This is a genomic window from Aeromonas sp. SER (assembly GCF_038739615.1).
Lineage (GTDB): Bacteria > Pseudomonadota > Gammaproteobacteria > Enterobacterales > Aeromonadaceae > Aeromonas > Aeromonas jandaei.
The window spans coordinates 231,193-246,329 of sequence record NZ_JBCGFC010000007.1 but is presented as its reverse complement, the minus strand read 5'-3'; the positions used below and the strand labels follow the sequence as shown (position 1 = coordinate 246,329).

Below are 15,137 nucleotides of genomic sequence, written 5' to 3'. Positions count from 1 at the left end.
GCACCCGAGGGTGCCTTTTTTCAAGCTTGAGCGTGCGCCAATCAGGCGGCGGCTTTCAGCTGGACTGCTGCGGCTTTCTTGTGATCGCCGATCGGCAGGATGGTGCGGCCATACTGTTCGTTCAGTACGGTAGCCATGGCCAGATAGATGGCGCTGGCGCCGCAGATGATGCCTTCGAAACCGGCGATGGTGCCGATCAGGGTGCTGCCAGTGAAGTCACGGGCGGCCAGCAGGAAGAACAGCACGGTCAGGGATGCGAACACGAACTGCTTCACGCGCGGGTAGTTGACGGTACCGATCAGCATGAACAGGGTGAACACACCCCACATCAGCAGGTACCAGCCCATGTAGGCGTGCGGAGTCGCTTCGGCCAGACCCATGGTCGGCATGACGAGCAGGACAACCAGGCTCAGCCAGAACAGGCCATAGGAGGTGAAGGCAGTCACACCGAAGGTGTTGCCGCGCTTGTACTCCATGATGCCCGCGATGATCTGGGCAATGCCGCCATAGCACAGGCCCATGGCCAGGATCATGGCGCTGATGGGGAAGAAACCTGCGTTATGGATGTTCAGCAGAATGGTGGTCATACCGAAACCCATCAGACCCAGGGGGGCAGGGTTGGCCAATTTTTCGCTCACGTGGCGTTCTCCAAAAAATAGAGGTGGGGTTAACAAAAAGACGCGCGATTTTAGGCAGCTTGTAAAACCGCCGCAAGGGGGGAAAGGGACTAAACCGTAAAAAAATTACGTATTTATTTGCATTGACGCCCAATTGTTCAGCAGGTCAGCCGGTTTCGTGAGCAAAAGGTGTCAAAATAGTTGATGGCTTGTATTTTTATTACGCGCAGGCGAACCGGATGAGGAGAAGCTCACTCATCCAGAGTCAGCACCACTTTGGCCTCCTTGTCCTCTTCCTTGACCTGACTGTCCAGCACAAACAGCCGCTCTGGCGTGATCCCCTGGGCATCCACCAAAAACTCCTTGGTGTTTTGTGCCCGGCGCATGGCGAGATTGCGCAGGGATTTGGCGGTGATGAGCTGCTGCTCCTGCAGCAGGGCAACCGCCTGAGCCCGCAGCGCTGCGCTCTTTTCATCAAGATGCAGGCGGTCGGCGAGATCTCCCAAATCTTCTCCGAAGCGATCTTCATAGGCCTGTGCCAGGGCGTCTTGCATATCCTTATCCTGCTCCAGCAGATCGAGATCGACCTGATTGCCGGTGAGCTTGGCGAGGGCCCGCTCCAGTTTTTGCCGTTGCAGGATAGGGCGCTCTTCATTGAAGTTGACCTTGCCGCGAATATTCATGCTGAGCTTGGGGCGATCCTTGAGGGCCTGCGCCAGCTTGGTCAGCTTCTCTTGCTGGGTCTGGGTGAGATCGGGATCGCCCGGCAGAAAGGTGATCTCGTCTAGATCTTCACTGCCGCCAGCCAGAGAGGCGAGCAACGAGAAGGGTGAGGTGATCGCCTTGCTCAGGGTATTGCCAAGCACATCCCAGAAGATGTTGCCGAGGCTGAAGTCGGGCTGGTCAAGATTGCCCTTCACCTTGAGGTTCATCTGAATGACGCCGTTGGCATCACTCAACAGTGCGATGGCCAGACCGAGTGGCAGATCCTTGGCCTGTTCGCTCTTGATCTTCTCACCCAGTTGCAATTTCTTGATGGTGATGTCGTTGTCCCCTTCCAGCCGCTTGCCTTCCAGCTTGTAGTGCAGTTTCACCGACAGCTGCCCCTTGTCGATGGCGTAACCGGCATAGGTGCCCGAGTAAGGGGTAAAGGTGGTCAACTCCAGATTGTTGAAGGCGACTGCAATGTCGAGCACCGGATCGGCGACCAGCAGGTTGGTACCGCCGCGGATGGTCACCGGGGCGTAGCGATCCACCTTGCCATTGAAGGAGAGTTCGGAGCGCTGGCCCGGAATGTTGCTGATGTGGCGGCTCTGACCGCCCAGCGCAGCGATATCAGCCACGAAATCCTGGCTCAGGCTGCGGTCGGCAAAGCGCAGGTTGCCCTGTTCGGTACGTAGCTCATCGATGGTGAATTGAAATGCGGGTGCCGCTTTGTTGCGCTTGTTCTGGGAGGCATCGGCTTTACCCTTGGCCGATGCAGGGGCGGTCAGCAGCAGTTGCTGGATATTGGTGACGCCATTTTCGTTGATCTCGATGCGGGCGAAGGGCTTGGTCAGTGCCACATCCTTGATCTTCATCTTCTGGCTGATGCCGTCGTAATCGAGGCCGGTCAGCTTCAGGTCGTTGATCTCGAGCAGTCTCTGGTTATCGGCCCGATCAACCACCTTGAGGGTATGGATATCGAGCCCCCCTTGCAGTGTCAGCTTGTTCAGCTCCCCTTGCTCTGTGGTCGCCAGCGCCAGTTTGGTTTTGCTGCTGAGTTCGCCCTCTTTCACCTTGATCCGCACCAGATCGTTCAGATAGGGCTGGGCCAGCACAAGAGGGAGTGCCTGCTGGGTTATCTCGCCAGCGAGGGTAAAGGGGGCCAGGGTCAGCTGTCCATCAAAGGCGAGGGGACTCTTCTGGTTGAAACGGGTCGAGAGCGCCACTTTGCTCTGCTGTTCGCTCTTGCTGCCCAGCGGCCCTAATGCCAGCTGCAGGTCGGATAGCTGTCGTGCCAGTGGTTTGCCACTGCTCGCTTCGCTGAGGTTGATATCCCCTTTGCTGATGGCGATCTGGTTGATCTGCCACTGCCATGGTTTGCTGGCGGGGGCCGGTTTCTCTTTTTTCTCTTTGCTCGGTTTGGCTGGTGGCTGATCGATCAATAGTTCGGCCAGATCCAGCTCCTGCCGCTCATTGAGGGTGGCCTTGAGATGTGGCTGTTGCAGGGTGATTTTGCCGATATGCAGGGATTGTTTGTTACCATCCACAGCAAGTTCAGCGAGGGCCAGCTGGCTGAAGCGGGCAAACTCCTCACCCTTGTCGCGCTTCATTTGCCAGTTATCTAGCGTCAGCTTGCCTTTGGACAATTGCCACTCGATCCCTTTCTTACCGTTTTTCAGTTGATATTCAACCTCTGCCCCGGCATTACCCTGGGTCAGCGCCAGCTTGAGATAGGGGGCCCAGAGTGGGGCAAAGGGTTTGATGTCGAGTTGCTTGAGGCTTGCCTTGCCCTGACCCATGCCGCTGGTGATATCCAGCTTGCCTTTGGCGCTCAGCGGGCTCTTGCCGTTGAGAGTTGCAGCCAGCTGGTAGGCGGTGAGGTGTCCTTCGGATGTGCTCAGCCCCTCCAGTTGCAGCGCCAGCTTATCGAGCTTGAGCGAGGGCACCCAGCCGGGTTCGCTCTCCTTGCGCTTATCCAGATAGGCAAGCTGGCCATCGGTCAGCGCAATCCTTGCGATATCGATAATAACGGGAGCGGTTTCCGGTTCCGGCTCTGTTGCGGGTGTCGGTGCAAGCAGAGTTGCCAGCGCATCGGTCAGGTTGAGCCGAACGTCCCCCTTTTTGTCACTCAGCCGCTGCACCAGCACCACCGGCCTGGTCAGCGCGACGTCGCTGAGTACCACCCGTTTTTGCTGCCAGCTTGCTTTGAGCTCGGGGGTCACTTGCAGATGGTCGAAGCGGATCAACGGTTGCTGCTTGTCATCGAGCAGTGAACTGGGGCCGATGGTCAGAGCGGGGTGACGCAAGCTGACATCGATCTCGCCCAGAGTGAGATGAATGCCGTAGCGCTCGGCCAGCCAGCCGGGCAGGTAGCGCTGGATCAGCCGCGGAGTTTGCCACAGCAACAGGGAAATGAGGATAAGGAGTAGCAGGAGTGCGTAGACCAGGTAGCGCAACCGGCGAGCTCGGGGGGATGCGGGCATGGTGGTCTCCATTTGATGCACTCCCATTCGGTTCCTGTCATGGTACCGAAAAGTCAGATAGTAATCATGGGGTTGCGTACTCGGATACGCCGTACTTTGTCCAAAGTCGATCCAGATCACCTGTTTGGCGCAGCTTGGCCAGCCACAGCTCCAGCTGGGCAGGGGTAATGCTGGCCTCGGGATCAAAGATAGCGCGGTGCTGGTAGCGCTGGTCCCACTTTTGCGACACAAGCAGCTGCGCCCTTACCTCGGGGTTGCTGAGCAGATACTGGTTCAAATAGGAGATATTGAGGATGGCGATATCACCGCGTCCCTTGAGCAGGGCTTGCAGGGCACTGATGTTGTCCTTGAACAGTGTGATATCGAGATGGCGGTGCAAATAGACCGGATCTGCATTGAACTGGCCGATGCCGTAGTGATAACCGGTCACACCAATAAGGTGGTGCAGGGAGGGATCCTCGAAAAAACGCTGGTCTCGCCCGGGGGCCTTGAGGGCAACATACACTTCACCGCCGCCAAGAAAGGGGGAGGTCATCTTGAACTTGTCGGTTTGCCAGCCCCACTTGCTGTCTTCAAACAGCATCAGCGAGAAACGGCCCAGATCGAGCGCCTTGTAACGATTGGCAGCCGGGGTGGGAACAAACACGAATCTTACCTCTTGCTGGATCTCGTTGAGCTTGGCGATGAGGTCCAGCGTCAGTCCTTCATAGTGGTCATCCGACACTTTGACCACGAACGGGGCATAAGGATAACCGCCGACCTTGATAAGGGGATGGCTCCAACCGGACAGACTGAACAGAAGTAAAAACCAGCACCAATATTTCATGGATGTCCCAGGGCAATTGCATAACCCCAGATTCGGTTAATCTGCTGCGCTTTTCAAGTTGTTAAGGGAATTAACACAGCGCTGTTCGGCAGCCTCCAGCTCGGCCATCACCATCTGGATATCCTCCAGCTGTTGACGCAGGGCACTGCGCTTGCTTTCGATCAGTCTGATCATGGAGTTGAGCTGGTTTTTGCTCGATTTGTCGGTGTCGTACATATCGAACAGCTCGCGGATCTCGGCCAGGCTAAACCCCAGCCGTTTACCTCGCAGAGTCAGCTTGAGCCGGATCTTGTCCTTGTGGCTGTAGATGCGGGTCTGCCCCTCCCGCTGCGGGGTCAGCAGCCCCTCGTCCTCGTAGTAGCGGATAGTGCGCGGTGTGACATCGAACTCGTGGGCCAATTCCGAAATGCTGTAGGTGATCTCCTTGCCGGGCAGGGAACGGGACATGGTTATGACTCCTGTTGCTGGGAGTGTGGCTGGCAGAGGCGGGCGCGCAGCCGTTCGGCATTGGCGTGCAAGGCCTGGCCGACCCGCGAGCCATTGGGGCGGCCGAGCTGTTCGCTCACCCACTGGCCGGTGGCCGCCAGTTTGTCGAGATCCACCCCCGTCGTCATGCCAAGGCCGTGCAGCAGGTAGACCACCTCTTCAGACGCCACATTACCGGAGGCGCCCGGGGCATAGGGGCAGCCGCCAAGGCCTGCCACCGAGCAGTCGATGGTGCGAATACCCCGCTCCAGCGCGGGCAGCAGGTTGGCCAAGCCCTGACCGTAGGTGTCGTGAAAATGGACCGCGAGCCGCCCCGCCGGGATCTCGTGCAGCACCGCATCCAGCATGGGCGCCACCGTGCCCGGGGTGCCGACGCCGATGGTGTCCCCCAGCGAAATTTCGTGGCAACCGAGATCCAGCAACTGCTCGGCCATGGCGGCGACCCGTTTCGGGCGGGTCGGGCCATCGAACGGGCAGGCGATGACGGTGGAGAGATAGCCGCGCACCTTGATGCCGAGGCGGCGTGCCTCCTGCACCAGCGGGGCGAAGCGCACCAGTGACTCCTCCACGTTGATGCCGATATTGGCGCGGGTAAAACCGTCGGAGCAGGCGGTAAAGAGGCCAATCTCGTCGGCACGGGCGGCAATGGCAGCCTGCAAGCCTTGCAGATTGGGCACCAGGGCGCCGTAACGGGTCGGCCCCTTGCGTGGCAGCGCCTGAAAAAGTGCGGCGGAGTCCGCCATCTGCGGCACCTTTTTCGCAGAGACAAAGGCGCCGACCTCTACGCGCTGCAGACCGCTGTCGGCCAGTCGCTGGATCAGCTCCAGCCGCTGTACCAAGGAGAGGGGGGCGGCTTCATTTTGCAGGCCGTCCCGCGGCCCCATCTCCACCAGACTGACCCTGTCGTCACGGACATCCTGTGATCGGTTCATGGGTGTTCCTCCTGTGAAGCAGTCTCTTCGGCAAAGCGCACCAGCACGGTTCCCTGGCTTACCTGCTCGCCCTGTTTGCACTGCAGGGCTTCAATTACCCCGTCCCGCTCTGCACGTAGCTGGTGTTCCATCTTCATCGCTTCCAGCACCAGCAGGGGTTGCCCCTTGTTGACTGCTTGTCCCTGCTCGACCAGCACCGCGACTACGATGCCATGCATAGGGGCGATGGCGCCCTGCGCCTTCTCGTTTACCTGATCATGGTGGTGATTGTGCAGCTGATCATCAGCCGCGAAGCGGATGCGCTGGCCCGCTTGGGTCATGATGAAGGTTGCCTCCGAGCCTGTGGCCCTCTGAATGGGGATCTGCTGCCAGCAGCCGCCATGCTGCAGCCGGATATGGTCATCGCCTTTTTGGTAGCAAAGGGTCTCCCCTTGCCACTCAAACTGGCCGCCATGATCGTCAAGGGTCAATACCCGGCGCTCATCACCGATGCGCACCGCCGCTGTCCAGCTGCGAACCGGTCCCAGCCGAAATCCGCAGGACTGCTGCCAAGGGGAGGAGCCTGCGGGGCGGCTCGCCAGCCAGAGGGTGGCCAGTGGCCAGGCGAGTTCAGGAATGGGTTGCGCTGTGGTGGGGATGGGCCACTGGGTATGGTGGCCCATGGCCAGGACGTTAGGCTCTTCACACAGGCGCAGCAGCAGCGGGCCGTTGTGCACCAGCGGGCCGAGATCCAGCGCCGCCAGTGCATCGGCCAGTTTGGCGAACGCCTCGGCGCGGCTCTGGCCGTGGGCGATCAGCTTGGCGATCATGGGATCGTAATAGGGGCTGACCTCATCGCCAGCGGTGACGCCGGTGTCGATGCGCACGCTATCCGGCCAGTGGAGCCAGTGGATGGGCCCACTGGCCGGTAGAAAACCGGCCGCCACATCCTCGGCGTAGAGGCGCGCCTCTACCGCATGGCCGCGCAGCACCACTTCCTCCTGAGTCAGTGGCAGCGGCTTGCCTTCGGCCACAGCCAACTGCCAGGCCACCAGATCCTGCCCGGTTACCGCTTCGGTGACCGGATGCTCCACCTGCAGCCGGGTGTTCATCTCCATAAAGAAGAACTCATCCTTGTAGAGCAGGAACTCGATGGTGCCAGCCCCCTGATAGTGGATGGCTTTGGCTGCGGCCACGGCCGCATCCCCCATGGCGTGGCGCAGAGCCGGAGGGATGTCTGGGGCGGGTGCCTCTTCGATCACCTTCTGATGGCGTCGCTGCAAGGAGCAGTCCCTGTCCCCCAAATAGATGGTGTTGCCGAGGCTATCGGCAAAGACCTGTACTTCCACATGGCGAGCCCGGGGCAGATAGCGCTCCAGCAGCACCAGATCGTCGCCAAAGGCGGCCTTGGCTTCTCGTTTGACTGCCGCCAGCGACTCGTCAAAGTCAGCCAGCTGATCGACCCGGCGCATCCCCTTGCCACCGCCGCCGCTGGCCGCCTTGATAAGTAGCGGGAAGCCAATCTGGCTCGCCTGATCGCGTAAAAAGTCCGGCCGCTGATCTGTTCCGTGATAGCCGGGCAGCACAGGTACACCGGCAGCCTGCATCAGCGCCTTGGCCCCCGATTTGTCGCCCATAGCCAGAATGGCGGCGCCGCTTGGGCCGACAAAGCGCAGGCCGCGCTGTTCGCAGGCGGTGGCAAAATCGCTGTTTTCCGACAGAAAGCCGTAACCGGGATGGATGGCATCGGCGCGCGCCTCTTTGGCAATCTTCAGCACCTTGCCGGTGTCCAGATAGCTCTCTCTGGCCGGTGCTGGCCCCAGATGCCAGGCCTCATCGGCCAGACGGGTGTGCATGGCGTGGGCGTCGGCATCGGAGTAGAGGGCGATGGTGTGGATGCCGAGGCGTTTCGCCGTCTTGATGATGCGCACGGCGATTTCGCCGCGATTGGCGATCAGCAGGCGTTTAATCTGAGAGTGATGGGTCATGTCTCATCCTTGAAACGGGGACGCCAGGCGGGAGGACGTTTGTCGAAGAAGGCCTGCATCCCCTCCTGGGCTTCGAGCCCCACCCGAACCCGGGCAATGGTCTCGACGGTTTTCTCTTCGTGCAGGCGGGAAGGATGGGCCTCTATCGCCGCCAGCAGCCGTTTGGTCTCTTTCATCGCTTCCGGCCCGTTGCGGCACAGACGAAGGGCTTGCGCCCGTCCTTCCGCCAGCAGTTGATCCGGTTGGCTGAGTTGATGCGCCACATTGAGCCGACAGGCGGTGATGGCATCGAATGGTTCGGCACTGAGCATGTAGCGGCGCGCCTGACGCATTCCCATGGCGCGTACCACGTAGGGGCTGATCACAGCAGGCACTAGCCCGAGGCTTACCTCTGAGAGGCAAAAGCGGGCATCGTCGCTGGCCAGCACCAGATCGCAAGCGCAGATGAGCCCCAGCGCCCCGCCATAGGCGGCCCCTTGCACCAGCGCCACCGTAGGGAAGGGGAGCTCGTCGAGGGTCTGCATCAGCCGCGCCAGTACCCGGGCGTCTTCGCGATTGTGTTCGAAATCGGCGTGGGCCAGATTGCGCATCCAGTTGAGATCGGCGCCCGCGCAGAAGTGTTTGCCCTCGGCCCGCAGCAGCAGGGCGTGAGGACGTTCGGCAAGTGAGTGACCATGGAGATGGGTCAGATCATCGAGGCAGTCGAGTAGCCCCAGCATCAGGTCGGCATCAAAGGCGTTGTGGCGGGCCGGGCGCGACAGCACCAGCTCGGCCAATGGGCCGTGCCGCTCCAGCCGAAACGGGCCCTGTGTTGAAGAGCCAAGTGCTGAGGAAGTAAGTGGATCTGACATCGTTTTGCTCCTTACATCCGAAAGATGCCGTACTGCTCGGGTTCAATGCGGGCACCCTGACAGGCGGCGAGCGCCAGCGCCAGCACGGTGCGGCTCTGGGCCGGGTCAATGACGCCATCATCCCACAGGCGGGCGCTGGCGTAGTAGGGGTGACCCTGGCGCTCATACTGTTCGATCACCGGGGCACGGATGGCGGCCGCCTCCTGCTCGATCAAGTCCTTGCCCTCGGCAGCCAGCTTGTCGCGACGCACCTGCACCAGCACGCCGGCAGCTTGCTCGCCCCCCATGACAGAGATGCGGCTGTTGGGCCAGCTAAAGAGAAAATCGGGCTCATAAGCGCGGCCGCACATGCCGTAGTTGCCGGCACCAAAGCTGCCGCCGACGATCAGGGTGATCTTGGGCACCCGGCTGCAGGCCACTGTGGTGACCAGCTTGGCGCCGTGCTTGGCGATCCCCTCTTTTTCTGCGCTACTCCCCACCATAAAGCCGGTGATGTTCTGCAAAAAGAGCAGCGGGATGGCACGCCGGTTACAGAGTTGGATAAAGTGGGCCCCCTTCTGGGCACTGTCGCTGTGCAGCACGCCGTTGTTGGCGAGGATGCCCACTTCCATGCCGCAAATACGGGCAAAGCCGGTCACCAGTGTGGTGCCGAACAGCGCCTTGAATTCGTCAAAATCAGAGCCATCCACCAGTCGTGCAATCAGTTCGTGGGCGTCGTAAGGGCGTTTGAGACTGGTGCCCACCAGACCGTAGAGCTCCTCGATCGGGTAGCTGGGGGGCTCGTAGCCGGGGCTGCTCTCTACCGGCTCGCTACCCAGATGAGTCACCAGCGTGCGGGCGATGGCCAGCGCGTGGGCATCGTCTCGGGCCATGTGATCCGCCACCCCGGAGTGGGCGCAGTGTACCTCTGCCCCGCCTAGCGCCTCGGCGCTGATCTCCTCGCCGGTGGCTGCCTTGACCAGCGGCGGGCCGGCCAGAAAGATGGTGGCCTGCTCCCTGACCATGATCGACTCGTCCGCCATGGCGGGCACATAGGCGCCGCCTGCGGTGCAGAGCCCCATCACCACCGCCAGCTGGGGGATGTTCTGGGCCGACATGCGGGCCTGGTTGTAGAAGATGCGACCAAAGTGATCCCGGTCGGGGAACACCTCATCCTGCATCGGCAGAAAGGCGCCGCCGGAATCCACCAGATAGAGGCAGGGGAGGCGCAGCCGCTCGGCGATGGCTTGGGCGCGCAGGTGCTTTTTCACCGTGAGCGGGTAGTAGGTGCCGCCCTTCACGGTGGCGTCGTTCACGACCAGCATGCACAGGCGCCCCGAGACTCGGCCTATACCGGTGATGATGCCGGCGGCGGGCACCGGCTCGTCATAGACCTGCCAACCAGCCAGCGCCGACAGTTCGAGAAAGGGGGAGCCAGGGTCCAGCAGCTGATTGATGCGCTCGCGGGGCAGCAGCTTGCCTCGAGCCTGATGGCGGGCGTTGTTGGCCGCGCCGCCTCCTTGGGCGATCTCGGCAATGCGGGCATGGAGATCGTCGACCAGCCCCTGCATGGCGGATCGATTGGCCGCATATTCCGGGCTCGCCGTGTCGAGGTGGGAGTGGATACGACTCATGCATTTTCTCCCATCAGCTCGCGACCAATCAGCCAGCGGCGGATCTCAGAGGTGCCGGCTCCGATCTCGTAGAGTTTGGCGTCCCGCAGCAGGCGGCCGGTAGGGTATTCGTTGATGTAGCCGTTGCCGCCGAGCAGCTGGATGGCATCGAGCGCCATCTGGGTGGCATTTTCGGCGGCAAACAGGATAGCGGCGGCGCAATCTTTACGGCTGGTGCGGCCCTGATCGCAGGCGCTCGCCACCGAATAGACCAGCGCCCGGCTGCTGGCGAGGCGGGTATACATGTCGGCGAGCTTGCCCTGCACCAGCTGAAACTCGCCGATGGCCTGGCCGAACTGTTTGCGCTCACGCACATAGGGCAGCACCACGTCCATGCAGGCCTGCATGATGCCAAGGGGGCCGGCCGCCAGTACCACCCGCTCGTAATCGAGCCCGCTCATCAGCACCTTGACCCCGCCGTGCAAGGGGCCCAGCAAGTTCTCCTGCGGTACCCGGCAGTTGTCGAACACCAGCTCGCAGGTGCTGGATCCGCGCATTCCCAGCTTGTCGAGCTTCTGGGCGGTAGAAAAACCGGGAGTCCCCGCCTCGACAATAAAGGCGGAAATCCCTTTGGGACCGGCAGCTGCATCGGTCTTGGCATAGATGACGAAGGTGTCGGCATCCGGACCGTTGGTGATCCACATCTTGTTGCCGTTGAGCACGAAGTGATCCCCCTCGCGCACAGCGGTGAGACGCATGCTGACCACATCTGAACCGGCGCCCGGCTCGCTCATGGCCAGCGCCCCCACATGCTCGCCGCTCACCAGCGGGGGCAGGTAGCGCGCTTTCTGCTCCGGCGAGCCATGGCGGTGGATCTGGTTGATGCAGAGATTAGAGTGGGCGCCGTAGGAGAGGCCGACCGAGGCGCTGGCGCGGCTCACCTGCTCCATCACCAGCACGTGGGCCAGATAGCCGAGGTTCACCCCGTCATACTCCTCCGCCACCGTGATGCCGTGCAGCCCCAGTTCACCCATCCGGGGCCAGAGATCACGGGGAAAGGCGTTGCTCTGATCGATCTCGCTGGCGCGCGGGGCGATCACTTTCTGGCAGAAAGCCGCAACCTGTTCGGTCAGGGTATTCAGGGTCTCATCCATCTGCATCCATGCTCTCCTTGCGGATATGACAGTCGGGTAGGAAGGTTGGTTCGACCGGCTGACTCTGCGTTATGGCTGGCAGTGGTCGGTCCATTTTTGTACTTCACTTCTGCCACAAGTTTACGTTAGCGTAAACGTAAATCAATTGTTAATCTGTTGTGTGTCGATTGAGAGGTGGTAGTGAGAGCGTCAGCAGCTACCACGACCACAGCGCCATAGTGGCAGATCCGAATGACCAGTGTGTGGGCGCCGCGTCATAAAGCACTAATGCGGGAAAATAAGCGCGGGGCAACAAGGGAGTGAACGACAAGATGGATTTTACCCTGACTGATGATCAACAGGCGTATGTGGAGGCGGCCGCCGCCTTTGCCGATGAGGCGCTCAAACCCCATGCCGCGCGCTGGGACAAGGAGCATGAGTTTCCGATCCCGACCATCAAGCAGGCTGCCGGGCTCGGGTTTTGTGGTCTCTATACCCCGGAGCAGTTTGGCGGATTGGGATTGCCTCGTCTCGATGCGAGCCTCATCTTCGAGCGCCTCGCCATGGGCTGTACCTCGACCACGGCTTATCTGACCATTCACAACATGGTGAGCTGGATGCTGGGCCGCTGGCTGCCCAACGAGGTTGCCAAGGAGTGGGTGCCTAAACTGGCCAGTGGCGAGCTGCTGGGCTCCTATTGCCTCACAGAGCCGGGCGCGGGCTCCGATGCGGCTGCCCTCAAGACCCGGGCGGTGCGCGAGGGTGACAATTATCTTATTGAGGGAACCAAGGTCTTTATCTCGGGAGCGGGCAGCAGCGATGTGCTGGTGGTGATGGCGCGCACCGGTGGTGAAGGTGCGAAGGGGATCTCTGCCTTTATGGTACCGGCCAATGCCCCCGGCGTGAGCTATGGCAAGGCAGAAGAGAAGATGGGCTGGAATAGCCAGCCGACCCGGGAGGTTGTTTTCAACGGGGTTCGCATTCCTGCCTGTTATCGGTTGGGCGAAGAGGGGGAAGGGTTCAAGTTCGCCATGCAGGCGCTTGATGGGGGGCGCATCAATATTGCCACCTGCTCGGTGGGCACTGCCCAGCAGGCACTGGACGATGCGCTGGCCTATGTGCAGCAGCGCCAGCAATTTGGTCACCCGATCAGCGAATTCCAGAGCGTGCAATTTCGCCTGGCCGATATGGCGACCGAGCTGGCTGCCGCCCGTCTGCTGGTGCGTCAGGCGTCTGACAAACTGGATCGCGGGGATCCCGACAAGAGTGCCTGGTGCGCCATGGCCAAACGGTTTGCCACCGACGTCGGTTATCGGGTGTGCGATGAGGCTCTGCAACTCTTTGGTGGCTATGGTTATACCCGCGACTATCCGCTAGAGCGCTACCTGCGCGATACCCGGGTGCATCGCATTCTGGAGGGAACCAACGAGGTGATGCGACTCATCATCGCTCGTCGGCTGCTGGCCGAGCAGGGGTTGGCGCTAATGTAGTGCTGGATGACACCTCAAGGGCACCAGCTTTGTGAGCCAGTCACAGGTTGGTTCCATGCAACTCTGTCATCATGGTTATCGCTCTACTGACAAGGACAAACGCAATGACAAGGATCAGGCTCGAATACAACGGCCACGTGGCCTACATCACCCTTGACCATCCGCCAGCCAATACCTGGACGCTTGCCAGTCTGCAAGCTTTCCTGCGGATGATGGAGGAGCTCGACAGCCGCCCCGATGTGGTGGCGCTGGTGATCCGCGGGGCTGGCGACAAATTTTTCTGCGCCGGTGCCGATCTCAACCTGTTTGCCGATGGCAATGTCGAACAGGCTCGCGATGTGGCCGACGCTTTTGGTCGTGCATTCGAAGCGCTAGCTCGTTTTCATGGCGTCACCATTGCGGCCATCAACGGTTATGCCATGGGCGGTGGGCTGGAAGTAGCACTGGCGTGCGATATCCGCATCGCCGAGCAGCAGGCGTTGCTGGGATTACCGGAAGCATCTGTAGGCTTGCTCCCCTGTGCCGGTGGCACTCAGCGTCTCACCGAGCTGGTTGGGCCGGGCTGGGCCAAGCGGATGATCCTCTGTGGCGAGAAGGTTAGTGCATCCCTTGCCTATGAGATCGGGCTGGTCGAGGAGGTGGTGAAAACAGGGCAGGCGTGGGAGGCCGCCCATCAGATGGCCCATCTGGTGGAGCGCCAGAGTCCGAGTGCCCTGCGCGCCTGCAAAATGTTGATCAATCAGGGGCGCAGCGGCCCGCGCGATGCGGCATTGCCGCTCGAGCGAAGCCTCTTCCTCGAACTGTTTAGTGATGCCAACCAGCAGGAAGGGGTGGCAGCGTTTCTCGAAAAGCGCGCCCCGCACTGGCAGTACCAAAAGCCGGATGGGGCAACCCATGAGTGAGCCAGTAAGTATCGCAACCCATCCAACGGCTGATGGCCACCAGATCGGGGTGTTGACTCTCGATAGCCCTGCGTCTCTCAACGCATTGAGCCTGCCGATGATCCAGATCCTGCAACAGACGCTGACCCGCTGGGAGCAGGATCCCGCCATCGCTTGCGTGCTGCTGCAGGGGGCAGGCGAGAAGGCGTTCTGTGCCGGTGGTGATATTCGCTCCTTCTATTACCGCAAGCAGGAGGTGAGCGGATCGGAACTGTTTGAATATGCACGCGACTTTTTCGAGCAGGAGTATCGGCTCGATCACCACATCCACTGTTACCGCAAGCCCCTTGTCTGCGTGGCGGACGGCATCTGCATGGGCGGTGGGATAGGCCTGTTTGCCGGCGCCGATTTCCGGGTGGTGACCGAGAAGAGCCTGTTCGCCATGCCGGAGGTGACCATCGGCCTCTACCCCGACGTGGGGGCCAGCTGGTTTTTAAGCCGGATGCCGGGGCGACTCGGGCTTTGGCTTGGTCTGACCGGTGCCCGTTTCAACGGGAGTGATGCCATCTGCCTTGGGCTGGCGGATCACGCCATAGCCAGCAGCGAGCGAGCCGAGTTGCTGCACCGATTGGCGGCACTCGACTGGTCAGCCGGTTGTGAGCCCCGTGAGCAGATCGATCAGCTGCTGCGGGGCCTTCATAAAGGTGCCGCAGCGCAGTTGCCTGCGCCCATCCTGCTGCCCCATCAACCAAGAATCGATGACCTGCTGGCGGGGCGAACGTTGGCGGGAGTGTTGGCAAGACTGTTTGCTGCCCGATTTGACGAAACGGCGGGAGAGAAAGCATTGGCCCAGGCGCAGGAGAGCTGCCGTAGCGGTAGCCCCATCAGCCGAGCCATCCTCTGGCGCCAATATTGGCAGGCTCGCCGTCAATCCCTTGCCGAGGTATTTGCCGACGAACTGACTCTCTCGGTCAACTGTGTGCTCAAGGGCGATTTTGTGGAAGGGGTGCGGGCGCTGCTTATCGACAAGGACAGGGATCCCCACTGGCAGGATCAGCCTGCCGAGGGGGATTGGCTGGACGAATTCTATCGTTGGCCCCATGGGCACAACCCGTTGGCACGCAAGGGATAGGCACTGATCTGGCAGCCGCGGCGCTATCAAGAACGCAAGGAG

The 15,137-nt window shown here is 61.0% G+C and carries 12 protein-coding genes; 3 read left to right on the top strand and 9 right to left on the bottom strand.

From position 1 onward, the window contains the following. Window positions 1-41: 41 nt before the first annotated feature. From AAHA41_RS12920 to AAHA41_RS12880, 9 genes are all read right to left on the bottom strand, one after another. Window positions 42-638, bottom strand: a complete 597-nt coding sequence (locus AAHA41_RS12920; protein ID WP_041207542.1) for a GPR1/FUN34/YaaH family transporter — start codon at window positions 636-638, stop codon at window positions 42-44. A 230-nt stretch (window positions 639-868) separates the two neighbouring features. Next, window positions 869-3,817, bottom strand: coding sequence for a DUF748 domain-containing protein (locus AAHA41_RS12915; protein WP_323069116.1), 2,949 nt, complete (start codon window positions 3,815-3,817; stop codon window positions 869-871). Between the two features lie 52 nt (window positions 3,818-3,869). Continuing rightward, on the bottom strand, window positions 3,870-4,631 hold the full coding sequence (locus AAHA41_RS12910; RefSeq protein WP_323069094.1) for an ABC transporter substrate-binding protein: 762 nt from the start codon (window positions 4,629-4,631) through the stop codon (window positions 3,870-3,872). A gap of 36 nt (window positions 4,632-4,667) precedes the next feature. Further along, complete coding sequence (locus AAHA41_RS12905) at window positions 4,668-5,078, bottom strand: MerR family DNA-binding transcriptional regulator (RefSeq protein ID WP_182927804.1); 411 nt, start codon at window positions 5,076-5,078, stop codon at window positions 4,668-4,670. Window positions 5,079-5,080: 2 nt separating this feature from the next. Further along, window positions 5,081-6,049, bottom strand: a complete 969-nt coding sequence (locus tag AAHA41_RS12900; RefSeq protein WP_323069096.1) for a hydroxymethylglutaryl-CoA lyase — start codon at window positions 6,047-6,049, stop codon at window positions 5,081-5,083. Continuing rightward, the gene (locus tag AAHA41_RS12895; RefSeq protein WP_323069097.1) at window positions 6,046-8,016 is read right to left on the bottom strand and encodes a biotin carboxylase N-terminal domain-containing protein; all 1,971 of its coding nucleotides are present in this window, start codon (window positions 8,014-8,016) and stop codon (window positions 6,046-6,048) included. The genes AAHA41_RS12900 and AAHA41_RS12895 overlap by 4 nt, the downstream gene beginning before the upstream one ends. Further along, a complete protein-coding gene (locus tag AAHA41_RS12890) occupies window positions 8,013-8,867 on the bottom strand; it encodes an enoyl-CoA hydratase-related protein (protein WP_323069099.1) in 855 nt (284 codons plus the stop codon). The genes AAHA41_RS12895 and AAHA41_RS12890 overlap by 4 nt, the downstream gene beginning before the upstream one ends. An 11-nt stretch (window positions 8,868-8,878) precedes the next feature. Continuing rightward, the gene (locus AAHA41_RS12885; protein ID WP_323069101.1) at window positions 8,879-10,480 is read right to left on the bottom strand and encodes a carboxyl transferase domain-containing protein; all 1,602 of its coding nucleotides are present in this window, start codon (window positions 10,478-10,480) and stop codon (window positions 8,879-8,881) included. Then, on the bottom strand, window positions 10,477-11,619 hold the full coding sequence (locus tag AAHA41_RS12880; protein WP_323069103.1) for an isovaleryl-CoA dehydrogenase: 1,143 nt from the start codon (window positions 11,617-11,619) through the stop codon (window positions 10,477-10,479). Before AAHA41_RS12880 ends, AAHA41_RS12885 begins: the two co-directional genes overlap by 4 nt. 305 nt (window positions 11,620-11,924) lie before the next feature. Between AAHA41_RS12880 and AAHA41_RS12875 the strand changes: the two genes are divergently transcribed. The 3 genes from AAHA41_RS12875 to AAHA41_RS12865 all read left to right on the top strand — a co-directional run bounded on the left by AAHA41_RS12875 (window position 11,925) and on the right by AAHA41_RS12865 (window position 15,095). Then, window positions 11,925-13,082, top strand: coding sequence for an acyl-CoA dehydrogenase family protein (locus AAHA41_RS12875; RefSeq protein ID WP_323069104.1), 1,158 nt, complete (start codon window positions 11,925-11,927; stop codon window positions 13,080-13,082). A gap of 104 nt (window positions 13,083-13,186) precedes the next feature. Then, a complete protein-coding gene (locus AAHA41_RS12870) occupies window positions 13,187-13,984 on the top strand; it encodes an enoyl-CoA hydratase (protein ID WP_323069106.1) in 798 nt (265 codons plus the stop codon). Next, window positions 13,977-15,095 carry an enoyl-CoA hydratase/isomerase family protein gene (locus tag AAHA41_RS12865; RefSeq protein ID WP_323069108.1) on the top strand — a complete coding sequence of 373 codons (1,119 nt, stop codon included), beginning with the start codon at window positions 13,977-13,979 and terminating at the stop codon, window positions 15,093-15,095. Before AAHA41_RS12870 ends, AAHA41_RS12865 begins: the two co-directional genes overlap by 8 nt. The last annotated feature ends 42 nt before the right edge of the window (window positions 15,096-15,137 follow it).